Source organism: Pseudomonas sp. NBRC 111139 (genome assembly GCF_001753955.1).
GTDB classification, from domain to species: Bacteria; Pseudomonadota; Gammaproteobacteria; order Pseudomonadales; family Pseudomonadaceae; genus Aquipseudomonas; species Aquipseudomonas alloputida.
The window spans coordinates 26253-44480 of the sequence record NZ_BCBP01000043.1 but is presented as its reverse complement, the minus strand read 5'-3'; the positions used below and the strand labels follow the sequence as shown (position 1 = coordinate 44480).

The window sequence follows — 18228 nt, the reverse complement described above, 5'->3', positions numbered from 1 at the left end:
AGGCACCAGGACAGTTCAAGAACCTGCATCCCTGCACCGAATCGGTGCCAGCCCCTACCCTGTTCAGGTGAGCGGGGTGAAGCCTGCGTGGTTTTTTCTTGGGTTTGTCGTGGATTGGGTTAAGGTTTATCGGTATCCGCTGCGTGGGCGCCCTGAATCGGCGCAAAACCGGTCATAGGCGCTCCGCAACGTGGCAAAAACTTAGCAAGGCCCATACCAGCAGCCGCACTTGAACCTTCCATGCGTGCTGTCACTCGAACTACCAACACTCATCGACAGGGAGAGACCCATGGCCAGCAAATCGGCAAAGAATGCACAAGAGATATTGATGGCTGACTTCCAGGCCTTGGTGCGCGACACCGAGAAGCTGCTGGCCGACACCGCCAACCTGGCCGGCGACCAGGCCGACGAGTTGCGCGAGCAGATTCACGAGCGCCTGACCCAGGCCCGCGAAACCCTGCAACTGACCCAGGACTCGGTACGTGAACGCGGTCAGGCAGCGCTTGGCAGCGCCGAGCAGTACGTGCAGGAAAACCCGTGGCGGGCAATCGGCATCGCGGCCGGCGTCGGCCTGTTGATCGGTCTGCTGGCCAACCGGCGCTAAGGGGAACCCATGGAGAATGACGCCAACGGCGCCGGCGCTTCGGGTAAGCGCCTGGGCGCGGCCATGCTGGGGCTGCTGCACAGCCACATCGAGCTGTTCGGTATCGAGTTGCAGGAGCAGAAGGGCCGTACCTTGAGCCTGCTGCTGTTCGCCGGCCTGGCGCTGGTGTTCGCCCTGCTGCTGCTGACCGCGCTGTCCGGGCTGCTGCTGGTGCTGCTGTGGGACAGCTATCGACTGGCCGGTATCATTGGCCTGTGCGTGTTCTATGGCATTGCCGCCCTGTACTGCGGCGTGCGCCTGAAGGCGGCGGTGTTCGACGAATCATCGCCCTTCGGCGCCACCCTCGACGAACTTGCCAAGGACAGGGAGCGCCTGTTGCCATGAGCCTGCCAGAACTGCCAAACACGCGTAACCCGCGCGAACTGCGCAAGGCGCTGCTGCGCCTGCGCATGGAGATGCACCGCCAGGAAATCCGTCATGAGTCCGGTCAGTTGCTTGAACCGCTGCGCCGCGTGCGCGGCATGGGCAGCTCGCTACATGAAGGCCTGGGTATCAAGCATGCGCCACTGTGGGGCATCGGCGCTGTGGTGGCGCTGGGCTTTCTCACCGGCAAGGGCGTACGCAGCGGCAACCTGACGCGCCTGGTACGGTTGGGCAGCACCCTGCTGCCGCTGGTACGCCTCTACCTGCAAGGCGGCCGCCGGCCCTGACGCTCGCCCCGGCAGAAGCAGCCTTGTGCTGCGAAGAGGCCCGTACGATCGATACAAATGCATCAAAGGGCCGGCCTTTTCTTCGCAGCACAATGCGCTCCCTGCAGGGTATGCTGCTGCCTTCGAACGACAGGAGACCGCGCCTTGGACTGGCACACCTTGCTTACCCGCGAACGGCTGGGCAAAGCCCTGTACAGCGCCGATGAACTCGGGCGCAGCCCCTTCCACAAAGACCATGACCGCATCATTTTCTCCGGTGCCTTCCGCCGCCTCGGCCGCAAGACCCAGGTGCACCCGGTGTCGAGCAACGACCATATCCATACGCGCCTGACTCATTCGCTGGAAGTCAGCTGCGTCGGCCGCTCGCTGGGGATGCGCGTCGGCGAGACCCTGCGCGAAAACCTGCCGGACTGGTGCGCCCCCAGTGACCTGGGGATGATTGTGCAGTCAGCCTGCCTGGCCCACGACATCGGCAACCCGCCATTCGGCCACTCCGGCGAAGACGCCATTCGCCACTGGTTCCAGCAGGCCGCCGGGCGTGGCTGGCTGGACGACATGAGCGATGACGAACGGGCCGACTTTCTCAACTTCGAAGGCAATGCCCAGGGCTTTCGTGTGCTCACCCAACTGGAATACCACCAGTTCGATGGGGGGACCCGGCTGACCTATGCCACCCTCGGCACCTACCTCAAGTACCCGTGGAGCGCCCGCCATGCTGACGCCCTGGGCTACAAGAAGCACAAGTTCGGCAGCTATCAGAGCGAACTGCCCCTGCTCGAACAGATCGCCCGCAAGCTCGGCCTGCCGCAGCTGGAACACCAGCGCTGGGCGCGCCATCCACTGGTGTATCTGATGGAGGCTGCCGATGACATCTGCTACGCGCTGATCGACCTGGAAGACGGCCTGGAAATGGAGCTGCTGCAATATGCCGAAGTCGAAGCGCTGTTGCTTGACCTGGTCGGCGAAGACCTGCCAGAAACCTACCGCCAGCTCGGCCCACGCGATTCTCGTCGGCGCAAACTGGCCATCCTGCGCGGCAAGGCCATCGAACACCTGACCAACGCCGCCGCCCACGCCTTCGTCGAGCAGCAGCAGGCGTTGCTGGCCGGGCAACTGCCGGGCGACCTGGTGGAACACATGCATGGCCCAGCCAAACGCTGTGTACTGCAAGCCAAGGACATGGCACGCAACAAAATCTTCCAGGACAAGCGCAAGACCCTGCACGAAATCGGCGCCTACACCACCCTGGAGATTCTGCTGAACACGTTCTGCGGTGCGGCCCTCGAGCAGCACGGTGGACGTACGCCATCGTTCAAGAGTCGCAGGGTGCTGGACCTGATCGGCAACAATGCGCCAGACCCGCATGCCTCGTTGCACAGCGCCTTCCTGCGCATGATCGACTTCATCGCCGGCATGACCGACAGCTATGCCAGCGAAATGGCCCGGGAGATGACCGGGCGCTCCAGCCCGACCTGAAACGCGTCGGTGCAGCGCGGGCTCGGCCAGGCGCTGCACCACGCTGCAGGAAACTTCCTACACCGAGGTAACCACACTAAACGGCACGAATAAAAACTAATGAAAAGTTACCAAAATCGCTTTGACAGCGAGTTAAGCACACCTATTCCGTAGCCCATTTTGCTTTATCTTGTAAGCCGTTTCCCATATAAGCCTAACAGCCATTCCTCGCACGCCTGACGACTTCCAACTGCGATAAGGTGCCCACTGTCACCCTCAATCGACCGCAGGGAAGTTGAACATGCATTCCATATTTATCGTTGACGACCATCCGGTGATTCGCCTGGCCGTCCGTATGCTGCTGGAAAACCAGAACTACAAGATTGTCGGCGAGTCGGACAACGGCGTAGACGCCATGCAGATGATCCGCGAGAGCAACCCCGACCTGGTCATTCTCGACATCAGCATCCCCAAGCTAGACGGCCTGGAGGTGCTGGCCCGCTTTCAGAGCATGGCCCTGCCCTTGAAGGTTCTGGTACTGACTGCACAGTCCCCGGCATTGTTTGCCGTACGTTGCATGCACTCGGGCGCAGCGGGTTATGTTTGCAAGCAGGAAGACCTGAGCGAACTGCTCAGTGCAATCAAGGCCGTACTGGCCGGTTATAACTACTTCCCCAGCCAGGCAATAAAAAACAACCAGACGACCGACAGTGACCTGCAACTTTTCCGCCAGGTAAATGATCGCGAACTGATGGTGCTTCAACTTTTCGCCCAAGGCCGCAGCAACAAGGAAATTGCCAAGGGCATGTTTCTCAGCAGCAAGACTGTCAGCACCTACAAGAAGCGCCTCATGCACAAACTGCAAGTCAATACGCTGGTCGATCTGATCGAGATGGCCAAGCGCAACGCGCTGGTCTGAACATGGTCATGGCCCGAGCTATCAACTGCCTGCTGCTCGTTCTGCTGCTCAGCGGCGCAACACAGGCTGGCCATCGTGAAGCCGCGTCTTTTACGTTACTGGCGCGCTCATCGGCCCGCCCGGTCCAGCCCGTGCTCACGCCCGAACAACGGCAATGGCTCGAAGGCCAGCAGGAACTGGTACTGGGCACGTCGGCCCCCGACTATCCGCCGTTCGACATCACCGGTGGCGGCAACGACTACCAGGGCCTGACCGCCGAGTATGCAAGCCTGATCGGCAAGGCCTTGCAGTTGCCAGTGAGGGTGCTGCGTTTCTCCAGCCGGCAGGCGGCGGTGGAGGCGCTCAGGCACGGGGATATCGACCTGCTGGGCAGCGCCAATGGCTACGAAGCGGCCAGTGACGGCCTGGCACTGTCGCGCCCCTATGCCGTCGACCAACCTGTACTGGTAACGCGTGAAGACGAAAACCGGGCACTGGACATGGACCTTGCCGGCATGCGCCTGGGTATGCTCTACCACTATTTGCCCAGACAGGAAGTACTCACCGCCTACCCCAAGGCCGAGCTGCTGGCCTTTGGCTCTTCCAGCCAGGCACTGAATGCTGTCGCATTCGGCCAGGCCGACGTGTTCATCGGCGACACCATCTCCACGCACTACCAGCTCAACCGTGGTCATCTGCCCCGCCTGCGCATGGCCAACTTCGGCAAACACGAGGCCATCGGCTTCGGTTTTGCCTTGCGTCAGCAAGATACCGTGCTGCTGGACCTGGTGAACACCATCCTGGACAGGCAAAGCCCGGCCATACGCTCCAGTATCTTCAAACGCTGGAGCGCCGGCAGCGACCTGTTGCTGAGCGATCGCCAACTGCAATTGAGCGCGGCCGAGCAGCAGTGGCTGCAGAAGCATCCCGTGATGCGCGTGGCAGCCGATGACGCGGCTGCACCACTGTCCTATTTCGATGATTCGGGGCATTTCCGAGGCATCACCGCCGACCTGCTGGAACTCATTCGCCTGCGCACCGGGTTGCGTTTCGAAGTGCAGCGCGCCAGTGGCATTGCCGACATGGTCGCCCGCCTCAAGGATGGCCGGGCCGATGTCATCGCCGCACTGGCCAGCGCCGGTAAACCAGGGGACGACCTGCAAATCAGCCGCCCCTACCTCGAAAGCGCCTATGTGCTGGTCAACCACAAGGACAACAACACACTGAGTTCACTGGAGCAGTTGCAGGGGCATCGCATCGCCATTACCCGGGACAGCACCATGAACGCCATGCTGTCCCGGGACTACCCAAAGATAAGCTGGGTCGAGACCGAAAGCGCGTTCTACTCCATGGCGTTGCTCAACAGCGGGGCCGTCGATGCGGTGATCACCACCCTGATCGACGCCAACCACGCCTTGGCCAGCAACCCCGAACTGGTCATCCGCACCTCGGTCGGCAGCGAACCCGCCAACTTCGCCATGGCCACCACGGCTCCGTCACCGGCGCTGTTGTCTATCCTCGACAAGGCTTTGCTGAGTATCTCACCCGAGGAGCTGGGGGTAATCAACAACCGCTGGCGCGGCTTTGGCAGGCATGAGGATGACAACACCAAAGTCTACAGCCGCCTTGCCCTGCAGGTGGTGCTGGCCACGGTCGTGCTCTTGTTGCTGGCCCTGCTCTGGAATGCCCGCCTGCGCCTGCAGATTCGCCAGCGCCAGCGCGCCGAACGCGCGCTGAACGACCAGTTGGCATTCATGCGCGCCCTGCTCAACGGTACGCCCCACCCCATGTATGTGCGCGACCGCGAGGGTTGCCTGAAAAGTTGCAACTACAGCTACCTTGAAGCCGTGCAGGCCCGCTCCGATCAGGTGATCGGCAAAAAACTCAAGGACAGCCTGTTTGCCGATTCCGAGCAGGCTCGGCAGATCCAGGCTGATTACCAGAAAGTCATGGCGGCGGGCTCGCCGCTGATCAAGGACCGCCCACTACGGATCAAAGGCCGGGCATTGACTATCTACCACTGGATCTTGCCGTACCGCGACTCTCTGGGTGAGGTACAGGGGATCATCGGCGGCTGGATCGACATCAGCGAACGCCGGCAACTGGTCATGGAGCTGCGCCAGGCCAAGCAGCAGGCCGACGATGCCAACCGCGCCAAGAGCACGTTCCTGGCGACCATCAGCCACGAAATCCGCACCCCGATGAATGCCGTCATCGGCATGCTGGAACTGGCGGTCAAGCGCGCCGACCAGGGCCGGGTGGACCGAAGCGCGCTGGAACTGGCACACCATTCGGCCAAAGACCTGCTAGGCCTGATCGGTGACATTCTCGACATCGTGCGCATCGAGTCCGGGCACTTGTCCCTGGCCCCGGAGGTGGTCGACCTGGCGGCGCTGGTCGAATCGGTGGCGCGCATTTTCGATGGCCAGGCGCGGCAGAAAGGCCTGGCCCTGGAAGTGCAGATCGCCCCGGCCGCACGCTGCCCTGTCCTGCTTGACCCGCTGCGCTTCAAGCAGGTGCTGTCCAACCTGGTGAGCAATGCCATCAAGTTCACCGAGCATGGTCAGGTGCGCATCTGCGTCAGCCTGCTGGATGACGGTACCAGCACACCCGCCGTACTGGAGCTGGAGGTGCGCGACAGTGGCATCGGCATCCACCCCGACGACCTGCAGCGCCTGTTCAACCCGTTCATCCAGGCCAACCCGCACAGCCAGGGCGCCCGCGCAGGTACCGGGCTGGGCCTGGCCATCTGCCGTAACCTGTGCGAAATGATGGGCGGCAGCCTGTCCATGAAAAGCCTGGAGGATGTCGGTACCCAGGTGCGCCTGAAGATGCCGCTGCAACGGGTGGATGGCGCAGAGCAGCCGAAACCGCTGCCCGAGCAGCTCGACGTGCCCGACCCACGGCTGAACGTGCTGGTCATTGATGATCACCCGGCCAACCTGCAACTGATGGCGCAACAACTTGGCTACCTGGGCCTGGAGCACGCCAGCGCCCGCGATGGGCGGGAAGGCCTGGCGACCTGGCGGGAAGGCGACTTCGATGTGCTGGTACTCGACTGCAACATGCCGCACATGAACGGTTACCAGCTGGCGACTGCCGTGCGCGCCGAAGAACGCCAGGGCAAGCGCCCCCCCTGCACCATCCTCGGCTATACCGCCAACGCACAGCCGGAAGTACGCCGCAAGTGCCTGACCGCCGGCATGGACGACTGCCTGCTCAAGCCCATCAGCCTGAGCACCCTCAGCCAGCGCCTGGCTGGCATTCGCCCGCGCCGCCAGCAACGCCCCCGCCGCAAGCTGTACCAGCTGGACGGCCTGGCCGCCGTGGTCGGGCCTGACCCGGTCGATCGCCAGCGCTTCCTGGAGGCCCTGCACCAGAGCCTTCAGGCCGATCTGGCCAGCCTGATGGCGCTTCACCCGCAACACGACAGCGGCGCCATTGCCGAGCAGGCCCACAAGGTGCTAAGCGCCGCACGCATGCTGGAAGCCCCTGACCTGATGGCGGCCTGTGAAGCCCTCGAGGCCAGCGACTTGCCCACTGCCCAGGTGCGCCTGCGGCGCCAGGCACTGGCACGGCATATGTGCCGAGTGGAACGTGCCCTGGCCAAGGAATTGGCCACCAGCAGAGATACTCAGGCAGGCAACCAGACGTGTTAACTGGTAGACTGCGCGGCGTTATTACCTAAGAGGATTGTTTCATGGCCACAAACCGCTCCCGTCGTCTGCGCAAGAAGCTGTGTGTCGACGAGTTTCAGGAATTGGGCTTCGAGCTGAACCTGGAATTCAAGGAAGATCTGGATGACCAGGCAATCGATGCTTTCCTCGACGCGTTCCTGGAAGAAGCCATGGACGCCAACGGCCTGGATTATGTAGGCGGTGACGATTTCGGCCTGGTGTGCTCGGTCAAACGCGGCTCGGTCAGCGAAGAACAGCGCGCTGCCGTTGAAGCCTGGCTCAAAGGCCGCAGCGAACTGACCAAAATCGAAGTCAGCCCGCTGCTGGATGCCTGGTACCCGGAAAAGCCTATCAACAAGGCTGAGTGATACTTGTCAGCTTCGAGCTGAAAGGTTGATTGCTGAAAAGGCCACCCCATTCGGGTGGCCTTTTTATTGGCGATGCTTTTCCGTCGAACGTGACGCATCGTGGCTGCGCTTGGGGCATAATGCGTAGTGTTTACGTCGTGGGGCCATCATCTCTTACAGCCCCAAAGCCCTTTTCCCTCGCCGCAGGGTATTCACTCACTATGATCAAAACGCTTCGTCCCCTCGTTCTTGCCGGCCTGCTGTTGCCACTTGCCTTGCCCAGCCACGCCGCCGTCAATACCACCCTGCCTGCCAAAGTGCAGCAGGCGCTCAAGGCCAACAAGCTGCAGGACACAGCGCTGTCGCTGGTGATGCTGCCGCTGGATGGCCCCGGCACCCCGACCGTGTTCAATGCCGATGTGTCGGTGAACCCGGCCTCGACCATGAAACTGGTCACGACCTACGCTGCCCTCGAACTGCTTGGCCCGACCTTTCAGTGGAAAACCGAGTTCTACACCGACGGCACCCTGAGCAACGGTGTGCTTAACGGTAACCTGTACCTTAAAGGTGGCGGTGACCCCAAACTGAACATGGAAAAGCTGTGGCTGCTGATGCGTGACCTGCGCGCCAATGGCGTGCGCACCGTCACCGGTGACCTGGTGCTGGACCGCAGCCATTTCGTGCAGCCCAACCTGCCGCAGTTCAACGACGACGGCGGCGATGATAACAAGCCGTTCCTGGTCAAGCCCGACTCGCTGCTGGTCAACCTCAAGGCCCTGCGCTTCGTGGCGCGCAATGATGGTGGCAAAGTCACCGTCGCAGTCGAGCCGCCGATTGCCAGTATCCGTATCGACAACCAGGTCAAGCCGGTAGCCTCAAAGAAATGCACCGGTGATGTGCGCTACAACCCGGTGCCCCAGGCCGACGGCATCAGTGTCACGGTCAGCGGCCAACTGGGTGACGGCTGCAACTCGCAAACCTACTTGTCGCTGCTCGACCATTCCACCTACGCCGCCGGTGCCGTGCGCGCAATCTGGAACGAACTGGGTGGCAACATCCAGGGTGGCGACCGCATCGAGAATGTGCCCAAGAGTGCTCGCCTGCTGGCCCGCGCCTTCTCGCCAGACCTGGTGGAAGTGATCCGCGACATCAACAAGTACAGCAACAACACCATGGCCCAGCAGCTGTTCCTGAGCCTTGGCGCGCAGTTCCGCACCGATGCCGATGGTGACGACGCCCGTGCTGCCCAGCGCGTGGTACGCCAATGGCTGGCGAAAAAAGGTATTACTGCGCCGCATCTGGTGATGGAAAACGGCTCTGGCCTGTCGCGTGCCGAACGGGTCAGTACCCGGGAAATGGCCGAGATGCTGAAAGCCGCCTGGAAGAGCCCTTACGCTGCCGAATTCATGAGCTCGATGCCGCTGGTGGGCATGGACGGCACGATGCGCAAGCGTCTCAAGCGCACCGCGATGACCGGTGAAGGGCACATCAAGACCGGCACACTGAACACTGTGCGGGCGATTGCCGGCTTCAGTCGCGACAGCAACGGCCATACCTGGGCGGTGGCAGCGATTCTCAACGACCCTAAACCGTGGGGTGCCTCGCAGGTGCTGGATCAGGTGTTGCTTGACCTGTATCGCCAGCCGAAGCTGGCTGGCAGTACAGCAGCTAATTGATTGGTTAGCCTGTATTGGCCTTTTCGCGGGTGAACCCGCTCCTACAGGGGTGAGCACGGCTTACCAAACCTGTGCAACCTGTAGGAGCGGTTTTCGCCGCGAAAGGCTCGGTACCGGCAACCGACAGCGCTTAGGCCGACTCCCCCTCCACCCGGTCCCGCCCGGCCTGTTTGGCCGCATACACGCCGGCGTCGGCGCGCAACAGCAAGGCATCAGCGCCTTCGCCCGACCGCCACCCCGCCACCCCAAAGCTTGCAGTCACCTGGCCCACGCCTTCCACCGGCACATTGCGCACCCCTTGCCACAACTCCAGCGCCAGCAACCGCGCCTGATCGACATCGCTGCCCGGGCAAAGCACCATGAACTCTTCCCCGCCCAAGCGGCAAAACACATCGGTACGCCGTAAACGCTGACCGATGCGCTGGCACAGGCTACGCAGCACCCGGTCGCCGACGGCATGGCCGAAGCGGTCGTTGATGCGCTTGAAGTGATCGATGTCGAGCATGATCACCGCCAGCGCCAAGCCATCGCGCTGGGCCCGTTCCAGTTCGATCTTGAGCCGCTCCTGGAAGTAGCGACGATTATGGATACCGGTCAGCGAGTCGGTGACCGACAGCGCCCGCAACTCTTCCTCCACGCCCTTCAGGTCGGAGATGTCAGTCAGGTAGCCATGCCACAGCGTGCAGCCCTGCTCGCCCACTTCCGGGGTCGCCTCGCCACGCACCCAGCGCAGTCCGGCCCGGGGCAGGCAGACCCGATACTCCTCGCGCCAGGGTGACAGGTGTTCGGCCGAATAACGCACCGAGCGGCGCACGCGCTCCAGGTCATCGGGGTGGATACGTTCGAACACCCCCGAGGCATCCTCACGCAATTGCATGAGGTCGACCTCATAAATGTCATACAGGCCCATGCTGGCATATGGAAAACACGAATGGCCGTTGGCATCCAGGCGATATTGGTAGATGCCGCCCGGCACCTCGGCACTGAGCTTTTCCAGCAACCGGTCACGCGCTGCCAACGCCTCATGCACCCGGCGCCGCTCGGTCACGTCAATGCAGATGGCCAGGTAGCCAACCCACAACCCCTGTTCGTCGAGCATGGCAGTCACCAGCATGTTGGCGACCAGCTGGCTGCCATCAGCCCGTAGCAAGGTCCACTCGCCAGGCTCGGCCCCGTGCTCCTGTACCGTTTCAGCGAACATCGCCTGGCCCCCAGCAATGGCGCGGCCAAAACGCAAGCTCAAGGCATGGGCACGCAGGTTCAGCTCCTCCGGCAGCACCAGGTCTTCAAGGCGCAAGCGGCCGATCGCTTCGCTGGCCGCGTAACCGAGCATGCGTTCGGCACCGGCGTTGAACGTGCTGACCACCCCCTTGAGGTTGGTGGCGATGATCGCCACCTGGGTCGCGGCATCCAGCACACTGCGCAGTTGGTTGTGGGTGCCACGCAACGACTGCTCGCTGACCTGCAACTCGGCCGTACGCTGAGCGACCAAGGCCAGGGCGCGCTGACGCTGGCTCAACAGGCTGTAGAGCAGCACGCTGAGCAACAGGCTCAACAGTCCGCCCAACAAACCGACCGCCAGCACTGCCGAGGAGCGGTTCGCCTGCACAAACGCCTGGCTCGGCTGAATGCTCAGCTGGAAATAGTGATCGGCCAGGCGCAACAACTGATTGCTGGCCAGGGCCAAGGGCGCGACCTGATTTTGCGAATCGAACATCACGACGGGGCCTTGTAACCCAGACGGGTCCGTGATGCGCACGACAAGGTTGTCATCAGTCGCTACCGGCCGACCGTCGCTGACCAGCTCGCGCATGCTCAGCAAGGCCACCACATAACCCGCTGCAGCACCGCGGGGGTCGGCATCGGAAAATACCGGCGCGACCATCAACAGGCCGCGCTCTGCCGAGTGGGTATCGAACAGGGCCAATGGCTCGGACACCGCCATGCTGCCTGGCCCCAACGCCCGCGCCAAGGCCGCCTGAGGCTCGCTTCGGCCAGCGAGGTCCAGGCCGTAGGGCAACCCGGGCAGTTCGCCCGATTGGGTATAGAGTACCGGGAAGTAATGATCGCGCTGCGACGCCGGGCGCCACTGGCCTTGCGCGTCCTTGTCCCGGATCACATAGCCTGGGCCGGTATGGTCACTGGCCAGGCGCTCGAATTCGGCGCGTTGCGCAGCCTCGACGCGCGGCGCCCAGGCATAGGCCAAGGTGCGTTGCAGCAGTGGTCGGGCATAGCCGTCGAATTCGCGCGGGGTGATCTCGCTGGAAAAACTGAAGAACCGCCGCAGCCCATCCAGGCGCTGCTGCTGTTCGTCAAAACGCTCGGCAATACGGCTGGCGCGCTCGCTGGCCAGCAGCTCAAAGCGCTGGCGCAGCTGCTGTTTGTAGAAGGTGTGCGCGGCAAATGCCAAGGCGGCGGTCAACAAGCCGCCCGCCACCAGTGCAATCAGCGCCATCGCCCAGGCGGACGCCCTCTCTGTGCACAAGCCAAGCAACCGCGCACGCACGCCACACTTTGACATACACCCATCTCGTCACGTCAGCGTCCTGCGGATTATCTTGCCCTGCCCTCAGTTATAGCTATTGGCCATTAGCCGTGCAATGTACCTCGTCGCCTCAACGAAGCTGCAAACGCCAGGCGCGATGGATACGGTTATTACGGGCGAAGTCCGGGTCCAGGGTCTGCGCGCTGATTTCTTCCACCACGTAACGCGCCATCAGGTGCTCGTCCAGCTGGAACTTGCGGAAGTTGTTGGAGAAATACAGCACACCACCCGGCGCCAGACGGGCCATGGCCAGGTCCAACAGCTGAACATGGTCACGCTGCACGTCGAATACACCTTCCATGCGCTTGGAGTTGGAGAAGGTTGGCGGGTCGATGAAGATCAGGTCGTAGCTGTCACGGTTGCCTTCCAGCCAAGCCATTACATCGCTTTGCTCCAGGCGGTTGCGCTCGGAATAGCCATTGAGTGCCAGGTTACGCCGCGCCCAGTCCAGGTAGGTTTTCGACAGGTCGACGCTGGTGGTGCTGCGCGCACCGCCCTTGGCCGCGTGCACGGTGGCCGTGGCGGTGTAGCAGAACAGGTTGAGGAAGCGCTTGCCGGCAGCCTCACGCTGGATGCGCATACGCATCGGGCGGTGGTCGAGGAACAGCCCGGTATCCAGGTAGTCGGTGAGGTTGACCAGCAGCTTGACGCCACCTTCGTTCACTTCCTGGAAGCGGCCCTCGGTAGCCTGACGTTCGTACTGGCGCGTGCCGCTTTGCCGCTCGCGACGTTTGAGCACTACACGCTGCGGCGAAATGCCCAACGCCTGCGGGATGGCCGCCAGTGCATCGAGCAGACGCGCCTGAGCCTTGTCCGGGTCGACCGAACGTGGCGCGGCGTATTCCTGCACGTGTACCCAGTCCTGGTACAGGTCGACCGCCAGGGCATATTCAGGCATGTCGGCATCGTACAGGCGATAGCAGTCGACCTGCTCGCGACGGGCCCACTTGCCCAGTTGCTTGAGGTTCTTCTGCAGGCGGTTGGCAAACATCTGCGCCCCTTCCGACAGCCGCGCGGGCTCGCTGGCCTGCGGCACCTGCTGGCGGGCTTCGGTGCCTTCAGGCTGCGCTTCGCGGCGTTCACCGGTGACGAACTGGTCAGGCTGCACCTTGAACAGCAGCAGCTTGCATGGCAATGCGCCGTTCCAGAACGCGTACTGCTTGTGGCTACGAATGCCCATGCGCTTGCCCAGTTGCGGCGCACCCGTGAATACCGCTGCTTCCCAGCCCATGCAGGCCTGGCGCAGGCGCTCGCCCAGATTCTGGTAGAGGTACAGCAGGCTGGCTTCGTCACCCAGACGCTCACCGTAGGGCGGGTTGCTGATGACCAGGCCTTTCTGGTTCTGGTCCGGGCGTGGCTCGAAGGTACTGACTTCGCCTTGGTAGATCTTCACCCAGTCGCCCAAGCCGGCACGCTCGACGTTGTTGCGGCCCGGCTGGATCAGCCGCGGGTCAGCCTCGTAGCCACGGATCCACAGCGGTGGCTTGGCCAGGCCGGCCTGCGCGCGCGCCTGCGCTTCGTCATGCACCTTGCGCCACAGCGCCGGCACATGGCCGAGCCAGGCACTGAAGCCCCAGCGTTCGCGCTTGAGGTTGGGGGCGATATCGGCGGCGATCATCGCGGCCTCGACCAGGAAGGTACCCACACCGCACATCGGGTCGGCCAGCGCACCACCTTCGGCAGCAATACGCGGCCAGCCAGCACGGATCAGCACCGCTGCCGCCAGGTTTTCCTTCAGCGGCGCGGCGCCTTGCTGCAGGCGGTAGCCACGCTGGTGCAGGCTGTGCCCGGACAGGTCGAGGGACAAAATGGCCTCGCCGCGGTCCAGGCGCAGGTGCACACGCACGTCAGGGTCGATCTTTTCGACTGACGGGCGCAGGCCTTCGCGGTTACGCAGCTTGTCGACGATCGCATCCTTGACCTTCAGCGCACCGAAGTGAGTATTGTCGATGCCTGAGCCATGGCCGCTGAACTCCACAGCCAGGGTGCCGTCGGCTGCCAGGTGGTCAGCCCAGTCGACCGCGTGCACGCCGTCGTAAAGGTCGTCGGCGTTCTTCATCGAGAAGCGCTTGAGCACCAGCAATACGCGGTTGGCCAGACGTGACCAGACACACAGGCGGTAAGCAGTTTCCATGTCGGCGGCGCCGCGAATGGCCGAGGTGTGCTCGCGCACCTCGTCAAGGCCGAGGCCCTTGGCCTCTTCGGCGAGCAGGCTTTCAAGGCCTTTGGGACAGGTGAGGTAAAGTTCGAAACGGTCCGACATGAGTATTCCAGCGCCTTGGGCTATTTGACTGACGGGGCGACGCATCGCCCCGCGATGTTTGCCCGTACACCTTTCCAGCAGGCGTGCGGGTGGCCCTCTGCGGCACACAACGTGCTGCAGAAAAGCCGGGCCGCCTGACCGATCCGTGCTTGGCCCAGTGGCAAAGACAGCTTAGATCATCAGGCAGTACGCGTAATTCTGGCGATCTGCGGGCCAATGTGACCCTTCGTCGCATTTCAAATTATTTCTGTCATCCGCAAACAACGCTGGCGAAATGACGTCAAAGAACGGCAAACCCCGATCATTGCAGGGCTAAACACCAAACAAGGTTGAGTCGCATTTATTTACTTATCCCCTCACCCTTGGAAAGGTTACGTGCTTATGACAAATCGATCATTCACACCGTGACTCGCATTCGATAGAACTGGTCTCAGGCCGCTTCGCAACGAGGCGGCACTTTCAGCTCGCCACGCCGGCAGCGAGCGCAAACCGGCAGAACGACTCTGCCCGGCCTCGGAGAGGCCGACGGGACATTACAGTCAACAAGTGAGGGCAACACCCTATGAGAAGACTTAAGCGTGATCCGTTGGAAAGAGCATATTCACGTGGCTACCAATACGGGGTTACCGGCAAATCCCGCGAACTTTGCCCCTTCAATCTTCCTTCTGTTCGCCAAGCCTGGATCAACGGCTGGCGTGAAGGTCGCGGTGATAACTGGGACGGAATGACTGGCACCGCTGGCATCCATAGACTCAACGAAAATCACGCCGTTGGCTGAACGAGGACACTGAATTCGATTTACCATGCACGCCCCATCCGGGCGGCGGGCGAAGGCCCAGGGGCCCCTTGAAGGGGCCCTTTTTTATGCCTTGGCAAACCTCATAAGCTGTACCCACACTACCCCTGCAAGAGCGGGCATGCCCGCGAATCGGCCCGTCAGGTCACCGCGGCATTGCCGCGATAGCATCCACCGCTTCGCGAATCAGCGCCGGCCCTTTGTAAATGAAGCCCGAGTAGATCTGCACCAGGCTCGCCCCGGCCGCGATCTTCTCGGCAGCATGGCGGCCTTCGGTAATGCCACCGGCGGCAATGATCGGCAACTTGCCGCCCAGCTCACCTGCCAGCACCTTGACGATATGAGTGCTCTTCTCCCGCACCGGTGCGCCCGACAGGCCGCCCGCCTCACCACCGTACGGCAGTGCTTCGACACCTTCACGCCCCAGCGTGGTGTTGGTGGCGATCACCGCATCCATGCCCGACGCCATCAGCGCGGCGGCCACCAGCGCCGTTTCTTCGTCGCTCATGTCCGGCGCGATCTTGATTGCCAGGGGCACGCGCTTGCCATGTGTACCGGCCAGTTGCTCGCGTCGCTCGGCCAGGGCATCGAGCAACTGCTTGAGCGAGTCGCCGAACTGCAGGCTGCGCAGGCCCGGGGTGTTGGGCGAGCTGACATTGACCGTGATGTAGCTGGCGGCGGTGTAGACCTTGTCCAGGCAGATCAGGTAGTCATCGACGGCACGTTCGACCGGGGTATCGAAGTTCTTGCCGATGTTGATGCCCAGCACCCCCTTGTAGCGCGAGGCGCGTACGCGGTCGAGCAGGTGATCAACGCCCAGGTTGTTGAAGCCCATGCGGTTGATGATGGCCGTGGCTTCCGGCAGGCGGAACAACCGTGGCTTGGGGTTGCCTGGCTGCGGACGCGGGGTGACAGTGCCGATTTCGACAAAGCCGAAGCCCAGCTGGGCGAAGCCGTCGATGGCCGCGCCGTTCTTGTCCAGGCCAGCTGCCAGCCCCACCGGGTTGGCAAAGTTCAAGCCCATGACCGAAACCGGCAATGACGCCGGTTGCTTGCACAGCATGCCGTTGAGGCCCATACGGCCACCGGCGCCGATCAGGTCCAGGGACAGGTCGTGGGAAGTTTCCGGGGAAAGCTTGAACAGCAGCTGGCGGGCCAGGGTATACATGGGCGGGCAAGGCTCAGGGTGAGTGAGGGGGCGATTATAGCCAGCGTGGGGCTGGCAGGACAGCAAATCGTGGAGCGCTTGGCACATCGGTTGCACCTGTTCAGCCCACAGCCTTATCAGTAAGGGCGAGGACTCTTGTGAACACTGTACCCCGAGCAACGCCCCTGGCCTGGGTCAACGGCAGCGACGCGCCGGAAAAAACCAGCCTGAACATCGGCTACATGGCCCTGACCGACTGCGCCTCGGTCGTGGTCGCCGCCACCCAGGGCTTCGCCCAGCAGCACGGCCTTACCCTCAACCTCAAGCGCCAGGGCTCGTGGGCCGGGCTGCGCGACAAGCTGGTCAGCGGCGAACTGGACGCCGCGCATTGCCTGTATGGCCTGGTCTACGCCGTGCACCTGGGCATTGGCGGCGTACCCGCCAGCGACATGGCCGTGCTCATGGGCCTGAACCAGAACGCCCAAGCTATCAACCTGTCCCCTGCCTTGCAGCGCAAGGGCGTGACCAACCCTGAGGCGCTGGCGCGCCTGGTGCACCAGCATGGCGCACGCCTGACGTTCGCCCAGACCTTCCCCACCGGCACACACGCCATGTGGTTGTATTACTGGCTGGCCAGCCAGGGCATCCACCCGCTGCGTGACGTCGACAGCGTCGTGGTGCCACCGGCGCAGATGGCTGCACACCTCCAGGCCGGGCGCATTGACGGCTTCTGCGTTGGTGAGCCCTGGGCCGCCGACGCGGTGGCCAAAGGCCAAGGCTTCACCCTGGCCACCAGCCAGTCGATCTGGCCGGATCACCCGGAAAAGGTCCTGGCCTGCGCCCGCGTCTTTGCCGAGCAATACCCCAACAGCGCCCGTGCGCTGATCAAGGCGATCCTCACCGCCAGCCGGTTCATCGAGCAAAGCCCGGAAAACCGCCGCAGCACCGCGCAACTGCTCAGCGCAAGTGCCTATTTGGACACCCCGCTGGACAGCATAGCCCCCCGCCTGCTCGGCCACTATGAGGATGGCCTGGGCAACCAATGGCAAGACCCACATGCCCTGCGCCTGTTCGACCAGGGCCGGGCCAACCTGCCCTATCTGTCCGACGGTATGTGGTTCATGACCCAGTTCCGCCGCTGGGGCCTGCTGCGCGAAGACCCTGACTACTTCGGCGTGGCCCGGCAGGTCCAGCAACTGCAGTTGTACAGCGAGGCCGCACACAGCCTGGGCATCGCTTGCCCAGGCCAAACGATGCGCAGCAGCCTGCTGATCGATGGCTCCCGCTGGGATGGCAGCGACCCCTTCGGCTATGCCCGCAGTTTCAGCTTGCATGCCTTGGGTGACTTGCCCGATGCCCGTGTCGGCGCGTGAGGGGGGCGAACATGCTGCGCATCCTGCTGATCGACGACACCCAGAGCAAGCTCGGCCGCCTCAGGGCGGCGTTGAGTGAGGCCGGCTTCGAGATCATCGAAGCCCCAGACCTGACCATCGACCTGCCCGCCTGCGTCGAAACGGTGCGCCCCGACGTGGTATTGATCGATACCGACTCACCAGACCGCGATGTGATGGAACAGGTAGTGCTGGTGAGCCGTGACCAGCCGCGGCCCATCGTGTTGTTCACCGACGAGCACGACCCCGGGATGATGCGTCAGGCGATCCAGGCCGGGGTCAGCGCCTATATCGTCGAGGGTATCCATGCTGCGCGGCTGCAGCCGATCCTGGACGTGGCCATGGCCCGCTTCGAGAGCGACCAGGCACTGAAGGCGCAGCTGCTGGCGCGCGACCAGCAACTGGCCGAACGCAAGCGCATCGAACAAGCCAAGGGTTTGCTGATGAAGATGAAGGACTGCAACGAAGAGCAGGCCTATACCCTGATGCGTCGCCAGGCCATGAGCCGGCAGCAGAAGCTGATCCAGGTGGCCGAACAGATCATTGCCATGCATGAGATGCTCGGCTGATGCGCTGAAAATCTCAAGCCAGCCCACCAGAAGTTGGCCCATCTCTTGCTCAACAAAACTCACCGGTAGCCAACGGCGGTTACCCCACTTGAATCCCGACAAAGACGTCGCTCTCCCCTCCACGCCCGTGGAGCGGGTAGCGGCGTTTTT

General features: G+C 62.8%; 14 protein-coding genes. 11 read left to right on the top strand and 3 right to left on the bottom strand.

The window, feature by feature from the left end; all coding sequences use genetic code 11:
- The first annotated feature begins 289 nt into the window (after nucleotides 1-289).
- The 8 genes from BJQ17_RS17460 to dacB all read left to right on the top strand — a co-directional run bounded on the left by BJQ17_RS17460 (nucleotide 290) and on the right by dacB (nucleotide 9367).
- Nucleotides 290-604 carry a YqjD family protein gene (locus BJQ17_RS17460; protein WP_003248709.1) on the top strand — a complete coding sequence of 105 codons (315 nt, stop codon included), beginning with the start codon at nucleotides 290-292 and terminating at the stop codon, nucleotides 602-604.
- A gap of 9 nt (nucleotides 605-613) precedes the next feature.
- Complete coding sequence (locus tag BJQ17_RS17455) at nucleotides 614-988, top strand: phage holin family protein (RefSeq protein WP_003248706.1); 375 nt, start codon at nucleotides 614-616, stop codon at nucleotides 986-988.
- Complete coding sequence (locus tag BJQ17_RS17450) at nucleotides 985-1314, top strand: hypothetical protein (protein WP_003248704.1); 330 nt, start codon at nucleotides 985-987, stop codon at nucleotides 1312-1314. Before BJQ17_RS17455 ends, BJQ17_RS17450 begins: the two co-directional genes overlap by 4 nt.
- A gap of 144 nt (nucleotides 1315-1458) precedes the next feature.
- Nucleotides 1459-2790, top strand: a complete 1332-nt coding sequence (locus BJQ17_RS17445) for a deoxyguanosinetriphosphate triphosphohydrolase (protein ID WP_070096380.1) — start codon at nucleotides 1459-1461, stop codon at nucleotides 2788-2790.
- A gap of 280 nt (nucleotides 2791-3070) precedes the next feature.
- Nucleotides 3071-3688: a response regulator transcription factor gene (locus BJQ17_RS17440; RefSeq protein ID WP_003248700.1), complete on the top strand. Its 618-nt coding sequence runs from the start codon at nucleotides 3071-3073 to the stop codon at nucleotides 3686-3688.
- 8 nt (nucleotides 3689-3696) lie between these two features.
- Nucleotides 3697-7326: an ATP-binding protein gene (locus BJQ17_RS17435; protein ID WP_070096382.1), complete on the top strand. Its 3630-nt coding sequence runs from the start codon at nucleotides 3697-3699 to the stop codon at nucleotides 7324-7326.
- A gap of 41 nt (nucleotides 7327-7367) precedes the next feature.
- Nucleotides 7368-7712 (top strand): YggL family protein, encoded by a 345-nt coding sequence (locus tag BJQ17_RS17430; RefSeq protein WP_003248695.1) that lies wholly within the window; start codon nucleotides 7368-7370, stop codon nucleotides 7710-7712.
- 200 nt (nucleotides 7713-7912) lie between these two features.
- Entirely contained in the window at nucleotides 7913-9367 is a 1455-nt protein-coding gene (gene dacB, locus BJQ17_RS17425; protein WP_004576444.1) for a D-alanyl-D-alanine carboxypeptidase/D-alanyl-D-alanine-endopeptidase, read from the top strand.
- 130 nt (nucleotides 9368-9497) lie between these two features.
- Here dacB and BJQ17_RS17420 read toward each other — a convergent pair whose 3' ends face one another.
- Nucleotides 9498-11888 carry a GGDEF domain-containing protein gene (locus BJQ17_RS17420; RefSeq protein ID WP_054889051.1) on the bottom strand — a complete coding sequence of 797 codons (2391 nt, stop codon included), beginning with the start codon at nucleotides 11886-11888 and terminating at the stop codon, nucleotides 9498-9500.
- Between the two features lie 94 nt (nucleotides 11889-11982).
- On the bottom strand, nucleotides 11983-14175 hold the full coding sequence (gene rlmKL, locus BJQ17_RS17415) for a bifunctional 23S rRNA (guanine(2069)-N(7))-methyltransferase RlmK/23S rRNA (guanine(2445)-N(2))-methyltransferase RlmL (protein WP_004576445.1): 2193 nt from the start codon (nucleotides 14173-14175) through the stop codon (nucleotides 11983-11985).
- Between the two features lie 562 nt (nucleotides 14176-14737).
- On the opposite strand from rlmKL, the gene rmf reads away from it, so the two are divergent.
- On the top strand, nucleotides 14738-14953 hold the full coding sequence (rmf, locus tag BJQ17_RS30205; protein ID WP_003248687.1) for a ribosome modulation factor: 216 nt from the start codon (nucleotides 14738-14740) through the stop codon (nucleotides 14951-14953).
- A 163-nt stretch (nucleotides 14954-15116) separates the two neighbouring features.
- Here rmf and BJQ17_RS17410 read toward each other — a convergent pair whose 3' ends face one another.
- Nucleotides 15117-16139, bottom strand: coding sequence for a quinone-dependent dihydroorotate dehydrogenase (locus tag BJQ17_RS17410; protein WP_003248679.1), 1023 nt, complete (start codon nucleotides 16137-16139; stop codon nucleotides 15117-15119).
- Between the two features lie 137 nt (nucleotides 16140-16276).
- Between BJQ17_RS17410 and BJQ17_RS17405 the strand changes: the two genes are divergently transcribed.
- Together BJQ17_RS17405 and BJQ17_RS17400 are read left to right on the top strand one after the other, a co-directional pair.
- Nucleotides 16277-17491, top strand: a complete 1215-nt coding sequence (locus BJQ17_RS17405; RefSeq protein ID WP_070096379.1) for a CmpA/NrtA family ABC transporter substrate-binding protein — start codon at nucleotides 16277-16279, stop codon at nucleotides 17489-17491.
- Between the two features lie 11 nt (nucleotides 17492-17502).
- The gene (locus BJQ17_RS17400; RefSeq protein ID WP_003248677.1) at nucleotides 17503-18078 is read left to right on the top strand and encodes an ANTAR domain-containing response regulator; all 576 of its coding nucleotides are present in this window, start codon (nucleotides 17503-17505) and stop codon (nucleotides 18076-18078) included.
- Nucleotides 18079-18228: the final 150 nt, after the last annotated feature.

Coding starts and splice junctions, on each gene's coding strand:
- rlmKL (WP_004576445.1), bottom strand. CDS start 14,175: ATGTCGGACCGTTTCGAACTTTACCTCACCTGTCCCAAAGGCCTTGAA.
- BJQ17_RS17420 (WP_054889051.1), bottom strand. CDS start 11,888: ATGTCAAAGTGTGGCGTGCGTGCGCGGTTGCTTGGCTTGTGCACAGAG.
- BJQ17_RS17400 (WP_003248677.1), top strand. CDS start 17,503: ATGCTGCGCATCCTGCTGATCGACGACACCCAGAGCAAGCTCGGCCGC.
- BJQ17_RS17455 (WP_003248706.1), top strand. CDS start 614: ATGGAGAATGACGCCAACGGCGCCGGCGCTTCGGGTAAGCGCCTGGGC.
- dacB (WP_004576444.1), top strand. CDS start 7,913: ATGATCAAAACGCTTCGTCCCCTCGTTCTTGCCGGCCTGCTGTTGCCA.
- BJQ17_RS17430 (WP_003248695.1), top strand. CDS start 7,368: ATGGCCACAAACCGCTCCCGTCGTCTGCGCAAGAAGCTGTGTGTCGAC.
- BJQ17_RS17460 (WP_003248709.1), top strand. CDS start 290: ATGGCCAGCAAATCGGCAAAGAATGCACAAGAGATATTGATGGCTGAC.
- BJQ17_RS17450 (WP_003248704.1), top strand. CDS start 985: ATGAGCCTGCCAGAACTGCCAAACACGCGTAACCCGCGCGAACTGCGC.
- rmf (WP_003248687.1), top strand. CDS start 14,738: ATGAGAAGACTTAAGCGTGATCCGTTGGAAAGAGCATATTCACGTGGC.
- BJQ17_RS17410 (WP_003248679.1), bottom strand. CDS start 16,139: ATGTATACCCTGGCCCGCCAGCTGCTGTTCAAGCTTTCCCCGGAAACT.
- BJQ17_RS17440 (WP_003248700.1), top strand. CDS start 3,071: ATGCATTCCATATTTATCGTTGACGACCATCCGGTGATTCGCCTGGCC.
- BJQ17_RS17435 (WP_070096382.1), top strand. CDS start 3,697: ATGGCCCGAGCTATCAACTGCCTGCTGCTCGTTCTGCTGCTCAGCGGC.